The 21,897-nt window shown below is 72.1% G+C and carries 21 protein-coding genes; 10 read left to right on the plus strand and 11 right to left on the minus strand.

What is annotated here, in order from left to right:
* Positions 1–1,822 (minus strand): AAA family ATPase (locus O3Q52_RS23520; protein WP_269650748.1); only part of this gene is annotated, 1,822 nt, incomplete at its 3' end.
* Between the two features lie 171 nt (positions 1,823–1,993).
* On the opposite strand from O3Q52_RS23520, the gene O3Q52_RS23525 reads away from it, so the two are divergent.
* Entirely contained in the window at positions 1,994–2,881 is an 888-nt protein-coding gene (locus O3Q52_RS23525) for an MEDS domain-containing protein (RefSeq protein WP_269650749.1), read from the plus strand.
* A 28-nt stretch (positions 2,882–2,909) separates the two neighbouring features.
* Positions 2,910–3,884 carry a sensor histidine kinase gene (locus O3Q52_RS23530; protein ID WP_269650750.1) on the plus strand — a complete coding sequence of 325 codons (975 nt, stop codon included), beginning with the start codon at positions 2,910–2,912 and terminating at the stop codon, positions 3,882–3,884.
* Between the two features lie 42 nt (positions 3,885–3,926).
* On the opposite strand, the gene O3Q52_RS23535 is transcribed toward O3Q52_RS23530, so the two are convergent.
* A complete protein-coding gene (locus tag O3Q52_RS23535) occupies positions 3,927–4,505 on the minus strand; it encodes a TetR/AcrR family transcriptional regulator (RefSeq protein ID WP_269650751.1) in 579 nt (192 codons plus the stop codon).
* A 115-nt stretch (positions 4,506–4,620) separates the two neighbouring features.
* On the opposite strand from O3Q52_RS23535, the gene O3Q52_RS23540 reads away from it, so the two are divergent.
* Positions 4,621–6,915 (plus strand): MMPL family transporter, encoded by a 2,295-nt coding sequence (locus tag O3Q52_RS23540; RefSeq protein ID WP_269650752.1) that lies wholly within the window; start codon positions 4,621–4,623, stop codon positions 6,913–6,915.
* A gap of 108 nt (positions 6,916–7,023) precedes the next feature.
* Here the strand turns inward: O3Q52_RS23540 and O3Q52_RS23545 are convergent, their stop codons facing one another.
* From O3Q52_RS23545 to O3Q52_RS23555, 3 genes are all read right to left on the minus strand, one after another.
* Positions 7,024–8,178, minus strand: coding sequence for a serine hydrolase domain-containing protein (locus O3Q52_RS23545; protein ID WP_269650753.1), 1,155 nt, complete (start codon positions 8,176–8,178; stop codon positions 7,024–7,026).
* 187 nt (positions 8,179–8,365) lie between these two features.
* Positions 8,366–8,770 carry a nuclear transport factor 2 family protein gene (locus O3Q52_RS23550; RefSeq protein WP_269650754.1) on the minus strand — a complete coding sequence of 135 codons (405 nt, stop codon included), beginning with the start codon at positions 8,768–8,770 and terminating at the stop codon, positions 8,366–8,368.
* 10 nt (positions 8,771–8,780) lie between these two features.
* Positions 8,781–9,749: an acetylxylan esterase gene (locus O3Q52_RS23555; protein WP_269650755.1), complete on the minus strand. Its 969-nt coding sequence runs from the start codon at positions 9,747–9,749 to the stop codon at positions 8,781–8,783.
* Between the two features lie 112 nt (positions 9,750–9,861).
* Here O3Q52_RS23555 and O3Q52_RS23560 point away from each other — a divergent pair, with 112 nt between their 5' ends.
* Positions 9,862–11,220 (plus strand): 8-oxoguanine deaminase, encoded by a 1,359-nt coding sequence (locus O3Q52_RS23560; protein WP_269650756.1) that lies wholly within the window; start codon positions 9,862–9,864, stop codon positions 11,218–11,220.
* Positions 11,221–11,289: 69 nt separating this feature from the next.
* Here O3Q52_RS23560 and O3Q52_RS23565 read toward each other — a convergent pair whose 3' ends face one another.
* Positions 11,290–11,874 carry a hypothetical protein gene (locus O3Q52_RS23565; protein WP_269650757.1) on the minus strand — a complete coding sequence of 195 codons (585 nt, stop codon included), beginning with the start codon at positions 11,872–11,874 and terminating at the stop codon, positions 11,290–11,292.
* A 305-nt stretch (positions 11,875–12,179) separates the two neighbouring features.
* On the opposite strand from O3Q52_RS23565, the gene O3Q52_RS23570 reads away from it, so the two are divergent.
* Positions 12,180–13,067, plus strand: coding sequence for a universal stress protein (locus tag O3Q52_RS23570; RefSeq protein WP_269650758.1), 888 nt, complete (start codon positions 12,180–12,182; stop codon positions 13,065–13,067).
* Positions 13,068–13,162: 95 nt separating this feature from the next.
* On the opposite strand, the gene O3Q52_RS23575 is transcribed toward O3Q52_RS23570, so the two are convergent.
* Positions 13,163–13,954 carry a ferredoxin reductase gene (locus O3Q52_RS23575; RefSeq protein ID WP_269650759.1) on the minus strand — a complete coding sequence of 264 codons (792 nt, stop codon included), beginning with the start codon at positions 13,952–13,954 and terminating at the stop codon, positions 13,163–13,165.
* Positions 13,947–14,552 carry a sulfite oxidase-like oxidoreductase gene (locus O3Q52_RS23580; protein WP_269650760.1) on the minus strand — a complete coding sequence of 202 codons (606 nt, stop codon included), beginning with the start codon at positions 14,550–14,552 and terminating at the stop codon, positions 13,947–13,949. Before O3Q52_RS23580 ends, O3Q52_RS23575 begins: the two co-directional genes overlap by 8 nt.
* A gap of 209 nt (positions 14,553–14,761) precedes the next feature.
* Here O3Q52_RS23580 and O3Q52_RS23585 point away from each other — a divergent pair, with 209 nt between their 5' ends.
* Entirely contained in the window at positions 14,762–15,682 is a 921-nt protein-coding gene (locus tag O3Q52_RS23585; RefSeq protein WP_269650761.1) for an NADP-dependent oxidoreductase, read from the plus strand.
* Positions 15,679–16,398, plus strand: coding sequence for a GNAT family N-acetyltransferase (locus O3Q52_RS23590; RefSeq protein WP_269650762.1), 720 nt, complete (start codon positions 15,679–15,681; stop codon positions 16,396–16,398). Before O3Q52_RS23585 ends, O3Q52_RS23590 begins: the two co-directional genes overlap by 4 nt.
* A gap of 99 nt (positions 16,399–16,497) precedes the next feature.
* Here the strand turns inward: O3Q52_RS23590 and O3Q52_RS23595 are convergent, their stop codons facing one another.
* Positions 16,498–16,953 carry a MarR family winged helix-turn-helix transcriptional regulator gene (locus O3Q52_RS23595; protein ID WP_269650763.1) on the minus strand — a complete coding sequence of 152 codons (456 nt, stop codon included), beginning with the start codon at positions 16,951–16,953 and terminating at the stop codon, positions 16,498–16,500.
* Between the two features lie 283 nt (positions 16,954–17,236).
* Here O3Q52_RS23595 and O3Q52_RS23600 point away from each other — a divergent pair, with 283 nt between their 5' ends.
* From O3Q52_RS23600 to O3Q52_RS23610, 3 genes are all read left to right on the plus strand, one after another.
* Entirely contained in the window at positions 17,237–18,010 is a 774-nt protein-coding gene (locus O3Q52_RS23600; protein WP_269650764.1) for a putative protein N(5)-glutamine methyltransferase, read from the plus strand.
* A gap of 155 nt (positions 18,011–18,165) precedes the next feature.
* Positions 18,166–20,181, plus strand: coding sequence for an NADPH-dependent 2,4-dienoyl-CoA reductase (locus O3Q52_RS23605; RefSeq protein ID WP_269650765.1), 2,016 nt, complete (start codon positions 18,166–18,168; stop codon positions 20,179–20,181).
* A 31-nt stretch (positions 20,182–20,212) separates the two neighbouring features.
* On the plus strand, positions 20,213–20,767 hold the full coding sequence (locus O3Q52_RS23610) for a PadR family transcriptional regulator (protein WP_269650766.1): 555 nt from the start codon (positions 20,213–20,215) through the stop codon (positions 20,765–20,767).
* Positions 20,768–20,861: 94 nt separating this feature from the next.
* On the opposite strand, the gene O3Q52_RS23615 is transcribed toward O3Q52_RS23610, so the two are convergent.
* Positions 20,862–21,428: a hypothetical protein gene (locus tag O3Q52_RS23615; RefSeq protein ID WP_269650767.1), complete on the minus strand. Its 567-nt coding sequence runs from the start codon at positions 21,426–21,428 to the stop codon at positions 20,862–20,864.
* Positions 21,429–21,629: 201 nt separating this feature from the next.
* Positions 21,630–21,897 (minus strand): LysR substrate-binding domain-containing protein (locus O3Q52_RS23620; protein WP_269650768.1); only part of this gene is annotated, 268 nt, incomplete at its 5' end.

A 21,897-nucleotide genomic window follows, 5' to 3' on the forward strand; every position in this document is an offset into this window, starting at 1 on the left:
CAGCGGCCACCAGCAGGTCGGCCACGGCCGCGGCGCCGAGCCGGTCGTGGACGCGCCACTTGGCGGCCAGCGCCTCGCGCGCGGAGACCAGCGCGTCCTCCGGCCGCCCGAGCCCGATCCCGGCGAGGGCGACGAAGAAGTCGCCCCAGGCCCGCATCCACAGCTCACCGCGCTTCGCGCAGTCGGCGCGCAGCCGCTCGGCCACCGCCGCGCACCGCTCGAACGCGCCCTGGCCCGCCAGGAGATACGCCTGCAGTGCCAGCGTGAGGAGCTGGAAGAACTCGGCGCCCCCTCCGCCACCGGGACCCTTCGTGCTGCTGCCGTACAGCAGCGCGGACCGCGCCGACTCGCCGCGCACCGCGAGACTGGCCCCGGTCAACGGCAGTGCGGGCACGGGCAGTTGGCGCTCCTCGGCGAGCCACACGTACGCCGCGCTCACCGACTCGGCGGCGTCCAGGTCGTCCGGCACGACGGTGACCAGGCGGTGTGCCCAGGTCGCCAGGGCGTGCTCGGGACCGCCGCGGTGCGCCCGGCGCAGTGCGCGCTCCAGATGGCCGCGTCCCTCCTCGGCGAAGCCGCAGGCGAACCAGAAGTACCAGAGCGTGCCCGCGAGTTCGAGTGCCGTCTCGGGCTCCGGCGCCGTCAGGCACTCCTCCAGGGCGACCCGCAGGTTGGCGTGCTCCATGCTCAGCCGCTCGGCCCACATCCGCTGGCCCGGGCCCAGCCACTCGGCCTGGCCCTGACGCGCGATCCAGCGGAAGTAGTCACGGTGACGGGCACGTACGGTGTCCTGCTCGCCGAGGCCGTCGAGCCACTCGGCGCCGAAGGTACGGACCGTGTCGAGCATGCGGTAGCGCCCGGCCACACCGTCGCCCTCGCGCGTCACGATCGACTTCTCGGTGAGCGACGCGAGCAGCGCCAGGATCTCCTCGGCGTCCAACGGGCCGCCGTGGCAAACGAATTCGGCGGCCTCCACGTCCCAGCCGCCCGCGAACACCGAGAGGCGGGCCCACAGCAGCCGCTCCAGCGGAGTGCACAGCTCATGGCTCCAGCCGATCGCCGTACGCAGCGTCTGATGCCGGGCGAGCCGCGGCCGGGCGGGGGAGACGAGCAGGTCGAACCGGGAGTCCAGGCCTGCCAGGAGCCGGTCGAGGGCGAAGCCGCGCAGCCGCACCGCGGCCAGTTCCAGGGCCAGCGGGATCCCGTCGAGGCGGGCGCAGACCGCCGCCACGTTCGCCCGGTTGGCGTCGGTCAGCGTGAACGACGGCACGGCGGCCGCGGCGCGGACCGCGAACAGCGCCACCGCGTCGTCGCGTTCGCCGAGCGGCAGCGGTGTCACGGACAGCAGATGCTCGCCGGCCACGCCCAGTGGCTGACGGCTGGTGGCCAGAATCCGTAACTCCGGTACGTGCGCGAGGAGTTCCTGGACGACTCGCGCGCACTCGTCCAGTACGTGATCGCAGGTGTCCAGGACGAGCAGCAGCGGCCCGTCGTCGAGATGCTCGTAGACGGCCTCCAGGAGCGGGCGGAGAGTCTGCTCGGTCAGCCGGGTCGCCTCGGCGAGGGCGTTGGTGAGGAGGTCGGGGTTCTTGAGGTCGGACAGTTCCACCAGCCACACCCCGCCGGGGAAGGAGGCCCGCACGGTGTGCGCGGCCCGCAGCGCCAGCCGTGACTTGCCGACGCCTCCGGGGCCGGTGAGGGTGACGAGCCGCGCGGTTCCCAACAGGGCTGATATTTCGGCCAGTTCGGATGTGCGGCCGATGAAGGCGTTGGACTCGGCGGGGAGATTGCCGGTCCTGCCGTTGCGCACCGAGGCCGCCATCGCTCCCCCCTCACCAGACCGATGGCGGTCACCCTAACGCCCGGGAACGCCCGTGTCCGACCCCTGCCCCGGTGACCGGTATTCGGGCCCTCGCCCTCACGCCGAGGCCGCATTGGGCGTAGCGTGGAGGCGTCCCGGCACGCCGAGTGGTGACCTTGGGAGGTGCGGGGGATGGACACCGTGCCCGCACCCAGAGCAGTCGGAGAGATGCGCGCGGGAGACCATCTGCCCCTGGGCTACGAAGCGGACGAGGAGCGCGAGACCGTGGTCGCCGCGTTCCTCCTGGACGGGCTGGCCAGCGGCCAGCGCGGGCTGCTGCTGGGCCCGGCCGATCTGCCGGCCGACCTCGCCCTCACCTTCCTGGAGTCCCGCGGCTGCGCCGTCGACGACGAACTCGCCGCCGGACGGCTGACCGTGGACCCGCACCTCGCGACCCCCGACGGCCTGTGGGACCTGGACGAGGTGATCCGCCGCGAGACGCGCCGGGCGGTCGGTGACGGCTACCTCGGCCTGCGCGTCAGCATGGAGGTCATGCGGGGCCAGGCGGGCAAGGGCCTCAAGACACTGCACGACAGCGAACTCCTCCTCGAACCCGTATTCGCGTCCCTGCCGGTCCTCGGCATCTGTCAGTACGACCGCCGAGTCTTCGACGAGGGCGAGCTGGCCCCTCTCGACGGACTGCACCACGGCCGGGTCGCCGCCGACCTCGTCTGGCACGACGAACTGCTCTCCATCACCCGCACCTTCGCCCCGCCCGGTCTCGCGCTCGCCGGAGAGGTCGACGACACGAACGTGACCGCCCTGGCCCGCGCCCTGCACGCCGAGACGGCCCGTGCCCGCGCCCGCCCGGTCAACGGGGTGCGCACCCGGATCGACCTTCGCGACCTGCGCTTCATCGACGTCGGTGCGCTGCGCCTGCTGGTCTTCGCGGGCGGCGCCCTGTCCGCGTCCGGCGGCACCCTCGTCCTGCACGGCGTCGCCCCGCACATCCAGCGGCTGATGCGGGTCACCGGCTGGGACCGCGTGCCCGGGCTGCTCGTAGAGCAAGCGGACTTGTAAGAGGGACTCGGCGGAAGGAGCGGCGCCCGTGAGTCGTACGCGGTTCGTCCACCAGGCGCTTTGCTACGGCTCCGACGACGAGTTCCTCGAAGGCACGCTCACCTTCGCCCGCGACGGCCTGGACACCGGCGACACCGTGCTCGCCGTCGTCACGTCCCGCAACCTCGGCCTTCTCGACGAGGCGCTCGGCCATCGCTCCGAGGAAGTCGAGTTCGTCGACGCGCAGGACTGGTACGGCAGTCCGTCCCGCACCCTGGGCCGCTACAACACCTACTGCGCCACGCACGACACGGACGAGACCGGCCGCCCGCGCAGGGTCCGGGTCATCGGCGAGCCCGTCTGGTCGGACCGTACGGCCTTCGAGGTCCGAGAGTGGATGCGCTACGAGTCCCTGCTCAACATCGCCTTCGCGGGCACCGGACACTGGATCCTCTGCCCCTACGACATCCGCGTCCTCCCGGTCGGCATCATCCGTTCGGCGGTCCGCACCCATCCCGAACTCTCCCTGGGACCACGGCAGTCGGCGCACTGCGGCCGCTATGTCGACCCGGCCGACTTCTACGCCGAGTGCGACACGACACGGCCGCCGACGCTCCCCGCGGGACGCGACGACATTCCCTTCGCGCGCGGCCGGTCGGTGCACGTACGGGGCGCACTCTCCGCGTACGCCCGTGGCCTCGGGGTGCCCGAGCGGCTGACGCACGACATGGTGACCGCGGTCCACGAGGCGGTGGTCAACTCCCTGCGCCACGGGGGCGGTCGGGGCGTCCTGCGGCTGCGCAGCGACTCCGACCACGTGATCTGCGAGATCTCCGACACCGGCAGGCCGACCGCGCCGCCGCAACCGCCCCCGCCGTTCCCGGGCCACCTGCCACCCGACCCGCGGGCCCCGAACGGCCACGGGATGTGGGTGGCACGGCAGTTGAGCGATCTGGCCACCGCGACGCTGGACCCCGCGGGCTCCGTCGTCCGCCTGTACTTCAGGAGGAGCGCAGCCCTGTGACGGGCGCGGGACTGCCGTCATGGGGCGCGCACATCGGGGCCGTCAGGACTGTGGGGCCGCCGGCAGTGTCGCGAGGCCGGCGCGCAGGAAGGCCATCGCCGCCTCGATGTCGGCCTCCTGGGGCCGGTGACACACCTCGGCGATCACCGCTGCCGCCGCTGCCGCCGCCATGCGCGGGCCGAAGTCGTCGGGATCGGTGCCCTGTTCCTCGGCGAGAATGCGGGCGCCGTCCTGGATGACCTCCGCCAGCCGGGCCCCGGCGACCGCGCGCAGCTGCGGATTGAGTTCGAGCATGCTGTCGGCGAGGTCGTCCAGCTCGCCTCTGGTGGAGATCTCCTCGCGCAGCCAGTGCTCCAGCGCGTCCAGGATCGTCCAGTCCTCCTCGCGCCTGCGCAGCGCGCTGCCGAGCCGGACCGCGAAGGCGTCGAAGTCCGACAGCGCCAGCTCCAGCTTGGACGGGAAGTACAACGTGACCGTACGGGGCGAGACCTCGGCCGCCGCGGCGATGTCGGCGATCGTCGTGGCCTCGAACCCGCGATCGGTGAACAGCTTGTAGGCCGCCCGGAGGATCGCCTCCCTGCGCCGCGCCTTGCTGCGTTCCCGTAGGCCCTCACTCGTCATGGCCGCACTTTACCATCGATGGCTAATTTACAGCCGACTGTAAAAATGCGTTAGGGTGTAGCAATGCCGCGGTCCGATCGGGGACCTGCGTCGCTGACGAGGGAAGGAACACGGCATGGCGTCACGCCTGTACACCTGGGGGCAATGGGCGGTGCGCCGCCGCGGCCGGGTCATGGCCGTCTGGCTGCTGCTGCTCGCCGTGGTCGGCGGCCTCGGGATCACCCTGCACGGCAAGGTGTCCAACGAGTTCTCCGTGCCCGGGATCGAGTCCCAGAAGGCGCAGGACCTGCTGGAGAAGAAGTTCCCGACCGCCGCGGGCGGGGTGGCCCGCGTGGTGTTCGCCGCTCCAGAGGACGGCACGCTCACCGAGCCCAAGGCCGAGGCGGCCGTCGCCGCGAGTCTCAAGAAGGCCGCCGACGTGCCGGGAGTCGTGAACGTCTCGGATCCGGCCGGGTCCGGCACGGTCTCGGAGAGCCGGCGGATCGGCTACTCGGACGTCCTGTTCCGTCAGTCGGCCGACGAAGTACCCGACACATCGAAGGACGCCCTGTCGGAGGCGATGGCCCAAGCCCGGGACGCCGGTCTCGAGGTCGAGTTCGGCGGATCGGCCATGCAGCCGAAGACCGAGGTAGGCGGGCCCGCGGAGATCGTGGGCGTGATGATCGCCTTCGCCGTCCTGGCCCTCGCCCTCGGCTCACTGGTCGCGGCCGGACTTCCGCTGGTGACCGCCGTCGTGGGGGTGGTGATCGGCGTGCTCGGCGTCCAGTTCGTCTCCTCTTTCGTGGAGATGACCAGCACCGCCACGGTGCTCGCCCTCATGATCGGCCTCGCGGTCGGCATCGACTACGCTCTGTTCATCCTCTCCCGCCATCGTGAGCAGCTCGCAGATCCGGACACGGACGTCGAGGACTCGATCGCGCGGGCCGTGGCCACCGCGGGCAGCGCGGTCGTCTTCGCCGGCGCGACCGTGATCATCGCGCTGGCCGCGCTGGCGGTCACCGGCATCCCGTTCCTCACGATCATGGGGCTGGCCGCCGCCGTGACGGTCCTGCTCGCCGTGCTCATCGCGATCACTCTGGTCCCCGCCGTACTGGGTCTGTTCGGCGAGCGGCTGCGCCCGCGTGCCCGCCGCACCAAGCGCACCAGGAGTGTTGAGCGCCCCGAGAGCACCGAGAGTGCCAAGCGCACCCCGGGGTCCTGGGGTCTGGCCTGGGCCCGCGTCGTCACCCGCAAGCCGCTGATCGTTCTCCTCGTGGGTGTGATCGGCATGCTCGCACTCGCCCTGCCCGCCCGTGACCTGCGCCTGGGACTGCCCAGCTACGCCTCACAGCCGTCCGACAGCACCCAGCACAAGAGCTACGACCTGCTGAGCGAGGGCTTCGGGCCCGGCTTCAACGCCACCCTGACCGCCGTCGTGGACACCAGCGGCATACCCGCCGCCGAGCGCACGGCGACGGTGACCGACCTGCGTACGACCTTGGCCGGCGAGCCCGGCGTGGCCGCCGTCGCCCCGCCCGTGACCAACCCCGACTCCACCCTCGCGGTCGTCGCGGTCGTCCCCAAGACCGGTCCGGACGCCCAGGCCACGACCGATCTGGTGCACGGGCTGCGGGGCAACGCGCCCGGCATCGCCGATGCGGGCGGCACCCTCTACATCGCCGGCGCCACCGCCGCGGCCATCGACGTCGCGGGCAAACTCTCCGACGCCCTGCCCCTGTTCATCGCCATCATCGTGATCCTGGCGCTGATCCTGCTGACCATCGCCTTCCGTTCGCTCCTGGTCCCGGTCAAGGCCGCCCTCGGATTCCTGCTGTCGGTCGCCGCGGCCCTGGGCGCCACCGTGTGGGTCTTCCAGAACGGCCATCTGAACGGCGTCCTCGACATCCCGTCGGCCGGACCGGTCACCAGCTTCCTGCCCGTGCTCCTGATCGGTGTCCTCTTCGGGCTGGCCATGGACTACGAGGTGTTCCTCGTCAGCCGTATGCGTGAGCACTACGAGCACACGGGCAGCGCGTCCGAGGCCATCACCCACGGCGTGGCACGCAGCGGCCGGGTGGTCAGCGCCGCCGCGCTGATCATGGTCGCGGTGTTCGGAGGGTTCGTCTTCAACCACGACCCGATCATCAAGTCCATAGGCTTCGCGCTCGCGTTCGGTGTCTTCATCGACGCCTTCGTGGTCCGTATGACCCTCGTCCCCGCCGCCATGGCCCTGCTCGGCCGCCGCGCCTGGGGTCTGCCGGGCTGGCTCGACCGCATCACCCCCGACGTCGACATCGAGGGCGCGAAACTGCCACAGCGCGCCACAGCGACGCGGCACGGTGAAGCCCACGAGGATCGCGAAGCCCACGAGGACCGCGAGGGCGGGGCCGACGGCGGACACCGTGAGGAGCGCGAGGTCGCCGTGCGCTGAGCCGATGGCAGTCGGGACAACCGGCCGCGCCCGCCCGGGCGCCGAGGCGTGAACAACGCCCGGCTCCGAGGCGGGCGCGTCGCCGCCACACCCAGTCCCGCCCCGTCTTCAGAGCGCGCTGTAGAGCGCGTCGATGAGTGCCATCTTCCGCGGGTCGTCGGCGATGTGCGGGCCCATCCGGTTCATGACATAGCCCAGCGAGACGCCCGTCTCCGGGTCGGCGAGGCCGCAGGAACCGCCGAAGCCGTCATGACCGAAGGCCCTCGGATTCGGGCCGTAGGAGCGGTTGGTGCCGCTGAGCCAGAGACCCAGGCCGATCTCCGTCTCGCCGTCGAAACCGGCCCCGAGAACCAGGTCACGGCATGCGCCCTGCCCCTCACGGACCCGCTCGGCGGCCTCCGCGGAGAGGACACGCTGCGAGCCGTACGAGCCCCGCCCGGCGAAGATCCCGTACAGCGCGGCGACGGCGCGGGCCGTGCCGTGTCCGTTGGCGGCCGGGATCTCTGCCGCCCGCCACGCCGCCGTGTTGGCCCCGGCCGCGCTCGTCACGGGATTGGCCAGGGCGGCCAGTGCCACCGGCGTCAACTGGCTGAAGATCGCGGCCTGTTCACTGGACGAGGCGGCCGGCGGATGCACCAGCTCTGCCGCGCGCCCGGCCTCCTTCTCCGGCAGGCCGATGGTGAAGTCGATACCGATCGGCCCGGTCACCTCCCGCTCGAGGAACGCACTCGGCAGCAACCCCGAGACGCGCCGCACCACTTCACCGACCAGGAAGCCGTACGTCATCGCGTGGTAGCCCGACGCCGTCCCCGGCTCCCACCAGGGCTCCGTCGCCGCGAGCCGCTTCGTGGTCAGCTCCCAGTCGAAGAGCTGCTCCAGCGAGTGCGGCTCCCGCAGCCCGGCCAGCCCCGCCCGATGCGACAGCAGATGCCGTACGAGCACGGTCTCCTTGCCCGCCGCGGCGAACTCCGGCCAGTACGTGGCCACCGGCGCGTCCAGGTCGAGCAGCCCGCGGTCGGCCAGGATGTGCGCGCACAGCGCTGTCGGCCCCTTCGTGGTCGACCACACGTTGACCAGCGTGTCCCGCTCCCACGCGCGTGTCCGGGCCGAGTCCGCCCAGCCTCCCCACAGGTCGACCACGGTCTCGCCGTCCACCGTGACGGCGACGGCCGCGCCCAGCTCGTCGCGCTCCCGGAAGTTCTCCTCGAACGCGGCCCGTACCGCCTCGAAGCGCGTCTCACACCGACCCTGAACCTGGGACATGGCTCCTCCGTCGTCCGCCGGGAACGCAGGGCATGACACGACCGCCCGGCTTCCCCGAACGTACCGACTGGTCGGACTGGAGGGAAGCGGTCGGGGAGAACAGCGCCCCGTCAGGGGCGCGGGGAACTGCGCGACCAGCCACAGCCGGTCCGCAGATTCCCAACAACCTGACACCCCCCCGTGGCGTTCAGCCAAGAAACAACGATCCCGCCGGCTCCTGATGCCCGGGCACGGAGTGCCAATAGTCCCGCGCCTCCACGGCGAAGCCCTCTGCGTCGAAGCGCACGAAGACACACCCGGCCAGCGTCGAAGGACCCTCGCCCTCCTCGGCGAGGACCCTGAACTCGGCAACGGCGAGGCCGTGTTCACCGATCACCGGCGCTCCGAACCGCACATCGACAACCCGCTCGTCGGCGAACGACCAGCGAAGATACGCGGCGAGTTCGTCCCGCCCGCGATGCGGCTCCCGGAACGGCATCGACCGGTGGACGCACCCCTCGGCGTACAGCGCCAGCAGCGCGTCCACGTCGTGCTCCGCCCAGGCCCGCTCCCACACCCGGACGAACCGCTCGGCCGCCTCGTGCGTCTCCATTGCGGCCGCCTCAGAAGCGCTGGGGCAGCCAGGCCAGCTTCACGGCCTCCTGGAACGGGCCGCCGCCCTCGTGGTCGTTGAAGTCGTACACCTCGATCGCCTTGTCGTCGTGCCCCCATGCGTTGAAGGCCGCGAAGACCGTGGACGGCGGGCAGGTCTGGTCCTCCAGCGCCGCCGAGAACAGGGCGGGAGCGCTGCCGCGCGTGGCGAAGTGCACGCCGTCGAAGTAGGAGAGCGTGCGCAGGACCTGCTCGGTGCGGCCGCGGTGCGTCTTGAGGTAGTTGCCGATCTCCCGGTACGGATCGCGGTCCGTGAGCGTCGTCGCGCGCGGGTAGTCGCACAGGAACGGCACGTCCGGCGCGACCGCCGAGAGGTCCGGCACCAGTCCGCCCACCGCGATGGAGATACCGCCGCCCTGGCTCGAACCGACCACCGCGACGCGCTCGGAGTCGACGAACTCGTGCGAGCGGGCCGCCTCCACGGCCCGGACCCCGTCGGTGAACACCCGCCGGTAGTAGTAGTTCTCGGGGGCGTCGACGCCCCGCGTCATGAACCCGGGATACGCGGGCGCGCTGCCCACCGGGTCCGGCGTGTCGCCGCCGCCGCCCCACGCGCCGCCCTGCCCGCGCGTGTCCATCACGAAGTGCGCGAAGCCCGCCGAGGCCCACAGCAGATGCGTATGAGGAAGCCCGCGTCCGCCGCCGTATCCGATGTACTCGACGACCGTCGGCAACGGTGTGTTCGCCCAGGCCGGAAGCGTCAGCCAGCCCTTCACCGGGTGGCCGCCGAACCCGGCGAACGTGACGTCGAAGACCTTCACGTTCTTCAGATGCGCCTCGACGGGTTCGAAGCGGGCGTCCAGACCGTGCTCGCGCGCCTCCTGAAGCGTCTTGCCCCAGAAGGCGTCGAAGTCCTCGGGCTCGACGGACGCGCTGCGATAGGTCCGGAGCTGATCGAGAGGAAGGTCGAACAAGGCCATGGAAGACCGCCTTTGCTACGAATAAGGGTGCGGATGATCACACCGTACGGGGGTGGCCGGGGGGCCGCCAGACCTCCTCCGCGGGCCGGCCCGTGCTGGCTACGATGACGCCATGCCGCCTGCCGTGGACCTGCTGGTCAAGGACGCCGAACTGCTGGTAGTGGACGGGGAACGGGAGATCCCGGGCGGCTGGGTGGCCGTCAGGGACGGCCGGGTCGCCGCCGTGGGCGGTCCCGGGGCCGAACCGGAGGCCCGCTCGGAGGTGTCCGCGGCCGGCCGGATCGTCACCCCCGGACTGATCAACACGCACCACCACATCTACCAGAACCTCACCCGCTCCTACGCTCCCGCGGTGAACGGCTCCCTCTTCGACTGGCTCACCACGCTGTACCCGCTGTGGGCCGCCCTCGACGAGGAGGCGGTGTACGTGTCGGCCTACGTCGGCATGACCGAGCTGCTGATGGGCGGCTGTACGACCTCCTCGGACCATCTCTACGTACATCCGCGCCCGCGCCTCGTGGACGCCGAGATCCGTGCCGCGCGGGACATCGGGTTCCGCTTCCACGCCACGCGCGGCTCGATGACCCGGTCCGTGGAGGACGGGGGACTGCCGCCGAGGAGCGTCACGCAGACCGAGGACGAGGTCCTCGCCGACAGCGAGCGGCTGATCAAGGCCCACCACGACCCGGAGCCGGGCGCGCTCGTCCGGGTCGCGCTCGCCCCCTGCTCGCCGTTCTCGGTCACCAGGGAACTGATGACGGCGACCGCGGAACTCGCCGAACGGTACGACGTACGCCTGCACACGCATCTCGCCGAGGACCGCGACGAGGACACGTACTGCCTGGAGACGTACGGCTGCCGGCCCGTCGAGTACTTCGAGGACACCGGCTGGCTGAGCGACCGCAGCTGGGTCGCGCACTGCATCTACCCGAACGACGCCGAACTGCGGCGCCTCGCCGGGGCCGGGGTCGGCGTGGCGCACTGCCCCAGCTCCAACATGCTCATCGGCGGCGGCACCGCCCGCGTGCGGGAGATGCGTGAGCTGGGCCTGCCGGTCGGTATCGGCTGCGACGGCTCCGCCTCCACGGACCACGCCTCGCTGTGGATGGAGACCCGCGGCGCGCTCCTGCTCGGCCGCTATCGGGGCGGACCCGGCGCGATGACCGCCCGCGACGCCCTCGACATCGCTACCCGCGGCTCCGCCCAATGCCTGGGCCGCGCCGACGAGTTGGGGCACCTGCGGCCGGGCGCCTGCGCCGACCTCGTCGTCTGGGACCTGCACGAGGTCGCGCTCGCGGGCGCCCTGAGCGACCCCGTCGAGGCCTGGTTGCGCTGCGGGCCCGGCCGCGCCTGGACCACGGTGGTCGGCGGCCGCGTCCTCGTCGACCGGGGCGAGCCGGTACTGCCCGGGCTGCGTGACGCGCTGCGGGAGCACGGGCGCATCGCGCGGAGCATGCAGCGCCTCGGCTGACGCCTCCCGATCACCGGGCGCCGCCCACTGGCCACGGCGCTCACCGAGCACCGGCCGGTGCGGATCCGCTCAGGTGCAGTGACGCCGCCACTCGGGCCCCGTGTACGCCCACTCCTGTTCCCACTCGGCCAGGCGATGGCGCGTGGCGGCCCGTCGTACGACGGCATATGCCCCGAGGACGCCGCCCGCGAACAGGCCCGTGGCGCAGGCGCCCGCCGACAGCGTGTGCTGCCACACGGCGGTGCCGTCCGCGGGGGCGGGCACGACCCGGCCCAGGTCGTCCAGCCAGATGTACGCGCGGTCGCCGCTCCGGGTGCCGGCGGGTACCCGTGCCTTGTCCGTCCGCGGCGGCTCGCCCGGCTCGGTCCAGCGGACGGTCACCCGGTAGGTCGGCTGCCGTTCGCCCTCCGAGGTGGGCACCGCGGCGGGTGCGTGCTCGGTGACCTCGGCGGGCACCCGGTGCCGTTGGGTGCGCTGCTCCTCGGCCCTGGTCCGCGCGCTGTCGTACGCCCGCCAGCCCGTGGCGATCCCGGCCAGCGGGCCGCCGACGCACAGCAGGACCGCGACGCACAGCGCGGTCCACGCCTCCACCACGTCCGAGCGGCGCCGCAGCGGATTGCGCCGCCATCGCCAGCCCCGAATCCGCGTCCGCATATCCCGGCCTCCTCACCGCGCGACCGCTCTCGCCTCTCGGCACCGCTCGTGACCGTTACCGCCTCTCGTCACACGCTCACCGGCGTACACCGCCCCCTTCCAGCGTCCTCTTCGTCGGGCGTCTTCGCCAGCCGCGCACGACTGATCCGCGCCCGGTGTGGAACCCGCGTCGTGTGTGTGACCGGGAAGTCGTGTGTGCGACCGGGGCGGTGATCACCGCGAACGCATCCGCGAGACGCGCGAGAGGGGTACCCCGAGACACGCGGGCGAAAGGCAGGAGGCATGAGCTTCGAAAGGTACGAGCCATGAACAAGGACACCCGGACCGTCACCGTCGGCATCGACGGCTCCCGCGCGAGTCTCGACGCCGCCGACTGGGCGGCCCGCGAGGCCGAGCGACGTGGGCTCGCCTTACGGCTGCTGCACGCCGGAGACGAACCCGCCGCACCCGCACGGCACCCGGGCGGCGCACCCGTCCGCACCACACTCGACCGGGCCGCCGTCCAACTCTCCTACGGCCACCCGGCGTTGGACATCGTCGCCCGCCGGACCGACACGCCTGCCGTCCCGGCGCTGGTCGCCGCCGCCGCGGAGTCGGAGACCCTGGTCCTTGGCTCGCGGGGCTTCAGCGGCTTCGCCGGGTTCCTGGTCGGCTCGGTCGCACTCGCCGTGGCCGCGCGGGCCGAACGTCCGGTGGTGCTGGTGCGCGCGGGCGAACTCCCCGAGGACGAGCGGATGCCCGTCGACGGGACCACCCAGCCGGCCCGGGCCCCGTACCTGCCGGTGGTCCTCGGTCTCGACCTCGCCCACCCCGCGGACGACCTCATCGGCCATGCCTTCGACACCGCCACCGTCCGCTCGGCGCCGCTGCACGTCGTGCACGCCTGGACGCCGTCCCCGCGGCGGGGCTACCTCGACGGCGGACGGACGCCCGGCGACACGGCCGAGCAGGAGGACGCCAAGTGCCGTTCCCTGGCGGTGACTCTGGGGCCGTGGCGCCACAAGTACCCGGAGACCGAGGTCACCGAGCGCGTCGCCCAGGGGCACGCCGGGCACCATCTGCTGCAGGCGTACGCCCGGGCGGGGCTGCTGGTCATCGGCCGCCGCGCCTCGGCCGGCCCGGGCCTGGGCCGCGCGGCACGCTCCCTGGTCCACCACTCCACGTGCCCGGTCGCCGTGGTGCCGCATCCCTGAGGGGGACCACACGGCACCGCGCGATCACACGACACGCGCCGGCCGTGCGAATCGGGCCGATCACGCGACGGGACGGATGGCGCGACGCGGTTCGATCAGCCGAAGCGCTCGATCCGGATACGGTCCACCGGCTGGCCGGCGTCCACCAGCAGCCGCGAGGCATGCTCGGCGAACCCGTTCGAACCGCACACATAGGCCTCCCACCCACCTTCGGGCCGGTCGGCCAGGAGCGCCGCCACATGTGCGGCCGACACACGTCCCACGGGCACACCCTCCGGCGCGGTGCGCGTGAACACGGGTGTGGTCTCGGCCCCGTACTCCGACGCGTAGATCAGCTCCTCGGGACTGCGCGCCGACACCAGCAGCCGCAGCGGCAACGACAGCCCCCGCGCGCGATGGTGGCGGACCATCGACATCAGCGGTACGACGCCGGAGCCCGCGCCGACGAGCAGGGCGGGCCGGTCGCCCGGCCAGGCGAAGAAGCCGCTGAGCGGTCCGCGCACCTCCACCTCGTCGCCGGGCTTGGCGACCGTGTGGAACCAGCCGGACACCTCACCGCCGTCGACATGGTCGAGGGTGAGCTCGATGTGCCCGGTGTCGTCGGGCGGCGAGGCGATCGAGTAGTGCCGCTGGGCGACATAACCGTCCTCCGCCCGAAGCCGCAGCATCAGGTGCTGCCCGGGAACATGGCCCTCCCAGTCCGGCACGGCGAACCGGAAGGTCGCCGCGTGCGGGGTCTCCCGGCGGACCTCGGTGAGTGTGGCGCGCTGCCAGGTGGCCGCCGTGAGGTTGTTCACGGAGATCCGGCCGGGCACGGCGAAGCGGGTCGGCGGCGTGAAGCCGGCCGACGGCGTGGAGTCCGTGGCGGAGATGGCGGTCTCAGTCACCGGAGTAGCGCTGCTCTTCCCAGGGGTTGCCGCGGTGGTGGTAGCCGTTCTGCTCCCAGAAGCCCGGCTCGTCGTGGTCGAGAAGCCTGAGGCCCGCGATCCACTTGACGCTCTTCCAGAAGTACAGATGCGGCACGATCAGCCGCGCCGGGCCACCGTGCTCGGCGGGCAGCGGCCCGTCCCCGTACTCCCACACGATCCAGGCGCGCCCATCGGTGAGGTCCGCGAGGGGGAGGTTCGCGGTGTAGCCGGTGTGAGAGTAGGCGACGACGTGCGTGGCGTCCGGCGCCGGACGGACCGTGTCGAGGAACGCGTCGAGCGACACGCCCCCGAAGCGCACCCCGAACTTCGACCAGCTCGTCACGCAGTGGATGTCGCCCTCGTACGCGGACGGCGGCAGCGCGTGCGCCTCGTCCCAGCTCCAGGTGCGCGGTTCGGCGACCAGGCCGTCGACGGTGAACGTCCACTCCTCGGGCGACAGGTCCGGTGTGACCTCCGCGGACAGGACGGGCCAGTCGTCGCCCGTGTCGTACTGGCCGGGCGGCAGCCCGTCGTTGCGGACGCGCGGGCGCCCGGTGAAGCCTCGGGTGACGTTCATGCGGGAGGTGCCTCCAGACCTGCCGGACGGCGGCCCTTGATCGTTGCGTACGCCCTCCACGGTACCGGGCCCGCCGGGAGGCCCCGCCCCGGATCGTTGCGGCCGCATGAACAGTCCGGCGGCCCGGGAATAGCAACCCCGCGATCTACCTTGCCGCTAGTGCCCAACCGGTTGATGTCCACCCCGGTGCGAAGGAGAGTGACGGAGCAATGCCCAAGGCGTACGTCTTCACCCAGTACGGCGGCCCCGAGACCGAAGCCCTCGTCGACCAGGACCGCCCGAGCCCCGGACCCGGCGAGCTGCTGGTCGCCGTACGGGCGGCGGGCGTGAACCCCGTCGACTCCAAGCAGCGCACCGGCTACCAGCGCCCCGGCCAGCAGCCGCGCGCGCTGCCCGCCGTGTTCGGCAACGAGGCCGCCGGAGTCGTCGAGGAGGTCGGCGAGGGCGTCACGGGCTTCGCGGTCGGGGACGAGGTATTCGGCAACCCGATCGCCGGGGCGTTCGCCCAGTACGTACTGCTCCCCGTGGCGGTCACCGCCCACAAGCCCGCCGGTGTCTCCTTCGCGGACGCCGCGGCCCTGCCCGTCGCGGCGGCGACCGCGTACGACGGAGTCCGTCAGCTGGACCTTCCGGCCGGTTCGACCCTGCTGGTCACGGGTGCGGGCGGCGGTGTGGGCGTCTCGGTGATCCAGATCGCGCGCACCGAGAGCCTGAACGTCATCGGTGTCGCGAGCGCGGGCAAGAAGGACCTGGTCGAGTCGCTCGGTGCCGTGCATGTGCCGTCGGGCCCCGACTTCGCCGACGGCGTACGGGCCGTGGCGCCCGACGGCGTGGACGCCGTCTACGACGTGGTCGGCGGTGAGGTCCTCGAAGCAGCGGCCGAGCTGGTCGCGGACCGGACGAAGCTGATCACCGCGGGCGGCAAGGACATCGTGGCGGGCCTCGGCGGCTCGCCCGTCGCGCGGGCCCGTACCGCCGCGGTGCTCGACCAGGTGGCCCGGCTCGTGGCCGACGGCAGGCTGCACCCCTTGGTGACGCAGACCTTCCCCCTCGAACGGGCCGGGGAGGCACTCCGTACCGTCGAGGAGGGCCACACGCGCGGCAAGGTCGTGATCGAGGTCGCCATATGAGCGGGGCACGTCACCCGCTGGACAACCCGGCGCTCGGCTCGCTGACCGGCCCGCACGCCCACTTCGCCGAGCAGCACGGGCGCGTGCTGCGCTACCCCGTCGACGTGTCGCCCTGGCTGGCACTCCCCGATGAGCCGGACGCCGACGACTGGGCCGACCTCACGGCGCTCGTCGGCCCCGGCGAGGAGCTGGGGCTGCCCGCCTTCGACGGAGGTGTCCCGGACGGCTGGGAAGTGACGTTCAGCCTGGACGGCGTACAGCTCGTGGACGACGGCCTGGCCGCCGAACCCGAGCCGGAGGCCGTACGGCTCGGTCCCGCCGACGTACCGGAGATGCTGGACCTGGTCGAGCGCACCCGGCCGGGCCCATTCCTGCCCCGGACCGTCGAACTCGGCACGTATCTCGGGATCCGTCGGAACGGGACCCTGATCGCCATGGCGGGGGAGCGGTTGCATCCACCGGGCTGGACCGAGATCAGCGCGGTCTGCACCCACCCGGACTTCCGCGGCGAGGGCCTCGCGACCCGGCTGACCCTGGCGGTCGCCCACGGCATCCGCGCCCGGGGCGAGACACCGTTCCTGCACGCCGCCGCCGAGAACACCACTGCCATCCGGCTCTACGAGGTGATGGGCTTCCGGCTGCGGCGCAGGACGAGGTTCGTGGGGGCGCGGGTGCCCGAACCGCTCGGTGACCGGCAGACGTCGGGGGTCGCTTAGCGGCGGGGAGGGCGTGGGGCCGCGGCAGGCTTGAACGATGGCGGTGTGGCGGGACTCAGGACGAGGGACGCGTCGCGCGGCTCGCGTGCCCGACGTGCGTCAGTCGCTCGCGGGCGCGGTCTTGAACGTCACTCCGCCCGCCGCGTTGTACCGCAGCAGATACCCGGCGAACCGCTCCAGGTCCTCCTCGGGCCAGCCCGCGAGCCGCTCGCGAAACGCCACCCGGCGGCTCGCGGTCACCTGGGCGAGGATCTCCTTGCCGGCGGGGGTGAGGTGGAGCACCTGGACGCGCTGGTCCTGCGGATCGGCCCGGCGCTCGACCAGCCCGGCCCGTTCGAGGGCCGAGACCTGACGGCTGACCGTGGACTTGTCCAGGGCGTAGTGCGCGGCCAGGTCGGTGGACCGGCAGCCGCCGACGTCCTCCAGGTGGCCGAGCAGCGTGTACGAGACCAGGGACAGCTCGGGGTGCAGACGTCCCGCCGAGGCCCGGGCGCGGCGGGCGAAGGCCGTCAGCTCGTGGTGGATCGTCTCGATGGACACGTCGGCTGCGTTCACGGTTTCATCCTTCCTCTTCTGGTTGCACCATACAACTAAGTGGTTGCCTAATGCAACTAGAGAGGGTCCGGGGTGCAAGGCGGGGAGGGGTCGGACCGGGTCCCGGCCGGAGTCGGCGCCGTGTAATGTTGCCGTCCGGCTGCGGACCGCCCCAGCCGCGAACGGACCGAGGAGGTGAGCCCCATTACCGCTGTGTCAGCTCGGGTGCTCTCGCCTCGGGGCCTCACCGTCATCAGGTGACCTGGAGGGCGCCCTTCGGCTTCCCGAAAGGCTCTCGGCTTCCATGCCACCTTCTTACGCACATGTCGTCACCGCGCTCCGCTCCGCGGGCTGTGTCTTCGCCGAGGACGAGGCGCGTCTGATCCTCTCCACCGCCAGTACACCGGCCGAGCTCACCGTGATGGTTGATCGCCGAGTTGCGGGCCTGCCCCTCGAACACGTCCTGGGCTGGGCCGAGTTCAGGGGTCTGCGCATAGCCGTGGAACCCGGTGTCTTCGTGCCCCGCCGACGCACCGAGTTCCTGGTCGAACAGGCCGTCGCGCTCGCTCCCGGGGCGCCCGTCGTCGTGGACCTGTGCTGCGGCTCGGGTGCGGTGGGTGCGGCGCTCGCCGCCGCGCTTCCCGGCGTCGAGTTGCACGCCGCCGACGTCGACCCCGCCGCGGTGCGGTGCGCTCGGCGGAACGCGGGCGCGGGTGCCCATGTCTACGAGGGGGATCTCTTCGAGGCGTTGCCGCGTGCCCTTCGCGGGCGCGTCGGCATTCTGGCCGCCAATGTGCCGTACGTTCCCAGCGCCGAGGTCGGGCTGCTGCCGCCAGAGGCCCGTGACCATGAGCCTCTCGTGGCCCTCGACGGGGGTGGGGACGGGCTCGATGTCCTGCGTCGTGTCGCCGGGGAGGCGCCGCGGTGGCTGGCGCCCGGCGGGAGCCTCCTCGCCGAGACGAGTGAGCGCCAGGCGGGGTCGGCTGTCCAGATCTTCGCCGATGCCGGGCTGATACCGAGGCTGGAGGTCTCGGAGGAGCTTTACGCGAACGTCGTGATTGGCGTGAAGAGTAGCTAGAGGGTGCGGGTCGTCCGCGGCTGGTCGCGCCCACCCGGCGCAGTCGCGTATGTCGCAGCCCCTCGCCCCTTTGGGCCGCGCCATTGTGCAACTAGTTGCAAAAGGTCGCCTCCGTCGTCTACAAAGACATGACGACACCGCGTACGGAGGGGCCCATGAGCCGTTACCCGCATCTGCTGAACCCGCTCGACCTGGGCTTCACCACGTTGGCGAACCGTGTGCTCATGGGCTCGATGCATGTCGGCCTTGAAGAGGCCGAGCGGGGCTTCGAGCGCATGGCGGAGTTCTACGCCGCCCGGGCGCGCGGTGGTGTCGGCCTCATCGTCACCGGTGGCATCGCCCCCAACGAGGCGGGCCGCCCGTACGAGGGCGGGGCCAAGCTCACCACCGAGGCGGAGGCCGAGCGGCACAGCGGGATCACCGCCGCGGTGCACCGCGAGGGCGGGAAGATCGCGATGCAGATCCTCCACTTCGGGCGGTACGCCTACCACCAGGACCTGGTCGCCCCCAGTGCGCTCCAGGCGCCGATCAGCCCGTACCCGCCGCACGCGCTCACCGACGACGAGGTCGAGCGGACCATCGACGACTACGCCAGGGCCGCCCGCCTCGCGCGGCACGCCGGCTACGACGGCGTCGAGATCATGGGCTCCGAGGGCTACCTCATCAACGAGTTCATCGCCGCGCAGACCAACAAACGCGAAGACCGTTGGGGCGGTTCGTACGAGAACCGCATGCGGTTCCCCGTCGAGATCGTCCGCCGGGTGCGGGAGGCGGTCGGCGAGGACTTCATCGTCATCTACCGGCTGTCGATGCTGGACCTGGTCCCGGGCGGATCGTCGTTCGACGAGGTGATCACGCTCGCCAAGGCCGTCGAGGCGGCCGGGGCGACCATCATCAACACCGGCATCGGCTGGCACGAGGCCCGGATCCCGACCATCGCGACCTCGGTGCCGCGGGGCGCGTACGCCTGGGTGACCAAGAAGGTCATGGGCGCCGTGTCGATTCCGCTCGTGACGACCAACCGCATCAACACCCCTGATCTCGCGGAGCAGTTGCTCGCCGAGGGCCACGCCGACATGGTGTCGCTGGCCCGCCCGATGCTCGCCGACCCGGACTTCGTGGCCAAGGCTGAAGCGGGCCGCCCCGAAGCCATCAACACCTGCATCGGCTGCAACCAGGCCTGCCTCGACCACACGTTCAGCGGCAAGATCACGTCATGTCTGGTGAACCCGAGGGCCTGCCACGAGACGGAGCTCGTCCTCTCACCGACCAGGCGGCGCAAGCAGGTTGCCGTGGTCGGTGCGGGCCCGGCCGGACTCGCCTGTGCGGTCAGCGCCGCCGAGCGCGGCCATGACGTCACCCTCTACGACGCCGCGCACGAGATCGGCGGCCAGCTCAATGTGGCCCGCCGGGTTCCCGGCAAGCAGGAGTTCGACGAGACCATCCGCTACTTCCGTACGCAGCTCGAACTGCACGGCGTGGACGTGCGGTTGAACACCCCCGTCAGCGCCGAAGACGTCTCCGCGTACGACGAGGTCGTCGTCGCCACGGGAGTCGGCCCGCGCACCCCCGAGATCCCGGGCGTCGACCACCCCAGCGTCGTCGGCTACCTCGACGTGCTGCGCGACGGCGCGCCCGTCGGCGACCGTGTCGCGATCCTCGGCGCGGGCGGCATCGGCTTCGACGTCGCCGAGTACCTGACCGACGGCGGCGACAAGGCGAGCGAGGACCCGGCGACGTACTTCCGGCACTGGGGCGTGGACATGGACTACCGCGCGCCGGGCGGCCTCGGAACCCCCGAGCGACCCGCCCCGCCGCGGACCGTCCACCTCCTGCAGCGCAAGACGTCCAAGGTCGGCGGAGGCCTCGGCAGGACCACCGGCTGGATCCACCGCACCGAGCTCAAGCACCGCGGCGTCACCATGGTCCCGGGCGTCCGGTACGACCGCATCGACGATGCAGGCCTGCACGTCACCGTCGACGGTCGGGCCTCCGTCCTCCCCGTCGACACGATCGTGCTCTGCACGGGCCAGGAACCGCGCCGCGACCTGTACGAGGCGCTGCGCGCCGACGGCCGCAGCGTGCACCTCATCGGCGGCGCCGACGTGGCGGCCGAACTGGACGCCAAGCGGGCCATCAAGCAGGGAACGGAGCTGGCGGCGGCGCTGTAGGGGCCATGGGGTCCGTCCCTAGGATGACTCCATGTCACTCCCGCACGCGATCCTCACCGCCCTGCTCGAAAAGCCGTCATCGGGGCTGGAGCTGACCCGTCGCTTCGACAGGTCGATCGGCTACTTCTGGTCGGCGACGCATCAGCAGATCTATCGCGAGCTGGGAAAACTGGAGGCCGAGGGACACATCAGGGCCCTGCCGACACAGCAGCCGGCCCGGGGGCAGAAGAAGCGGTACGAGGTCCTGCCCGCGGGCCGCGCCGAACTGGCCAGGTGGACCGCCGCGTCCCAGGACCCCAAGCCGCTCCGCGACACGCTGCTGCTGCGGCTGCGTGCCGCGGCGGTGGTCGGCACGGAGGGCATCGAGGCGGACCTGCGGCGCCATCTCGACCTGCACCAGCGGCAGTTGGCGGAGTACGAGGAGATCCAGGAGCGGGACTTCCCGCCCGGCAAGGACGCGCCGCAGGACCGCCTTCAGCACCTCGTCCTGAGGGCCGGGATCGACCTGGAGACCTTCTGGACGGGCTGGCTGACGCACGCGCTGGAGGAGTTCGAACGGCTTCCCGCGCAGGACCCGGCGTCCTGACGGTCCGGGTATTCGGTGGTCGGCGGCGGCCCGGTCTCCTCGTCGAGACCGGGGTTCCGGTCATCGGGATCGGGGTTCCGGGCCGCCGCCGTGCTCACAGCCGGTGCGGCTTGGAGCGTCGGCGCAGGACCCAGACCGTGGCCCCGACTCCCGCGGCCACCAGGACGCCGCCCGCCGCGTAGGTGGCGGCGCCGTAGCCCTTCGTGCCGCCGCCCAACCCGCCCATGACTCCGCGCGACGGTGATGCCGACGAGGTGGCTGTCGCCGTCGCCGTCGCGGAGATCGTGGGGCTGGAGACGGGGGAGACGGTGACGGCCTGGGTGCCCGCCGTGGTGCCGTCGGCGCAGACCACGATGACGGTGTAGGTGCCGGTGGTGACGCTGGACCAGGCCGCGGCCTGGCTGGTGCTGGTCCCGGACAAGGTCGCCTGGCGCCCCTGTGCGAAGTTGGCCTGACCGCTGGAGAGCAGCGAGGCATTCCCCATGGAGCCGTTGGACCTGGTGGCGCAGTCGCTGGTGGTCACCTGCACCGTCGTGCCGCTGGTGGTCACATTGATGGCCGTGTTCACCGCGACGGCCTGCGTGGCGGTGAGGGTCAGCGGCAGCGCGGCGGCGGCCGCCACGGTCAGGCCGGAGCGGACGAGCATCTGGGTCATACGCATAGAACTGCCCTCCGACAGCACGGTTGGCGGTACATCCCATGCGCCGCCGAGGGTTGGGAACGCCCGTGCGCCTTCGGACCGAGCCAATGCGAAGATCACTGGTTCCGCATGCGGGCCGGGACCGGGCAGGTGACGAATTCCTTCGTCCGGCCGACCGCCGGTGGCCCGCCCCCGGGGTGGCCCGCTACCTTCCGCGGGCCGTCACCAGGTCCGGCCGGCCGCCAGGATCCGTTCCCCGACGAGCGCGACGTGCGGGTTGTCCGACACCCCCGGGCGCCGCACCAGATACGCGGTGTTGATCGGCGGGTCCTCCGGGTCCAGCAGGGTCACCAGCGCGCCGGAGGCCAGCTCGTCGAGGCACAGGTAGCGGGGGAGCACCGAGATCCCGGCGCCCGCGGCCACCGCCGCGAGGACGCCGCGCAGATCCGGCACCGTGATCGCCGCCTGACCGGTCAGCCGTACACCGAAG

The sequence above is a fragment of the Streptomyces sp. ActVer genome, from assembly GCF_027270795.1.
GTDB lineage: Bacteria > Actinomycetota > Actinomycetes > Streptomycetales > Streptomycetaceae > Streptomyces > Streptomyces umbrinus_A.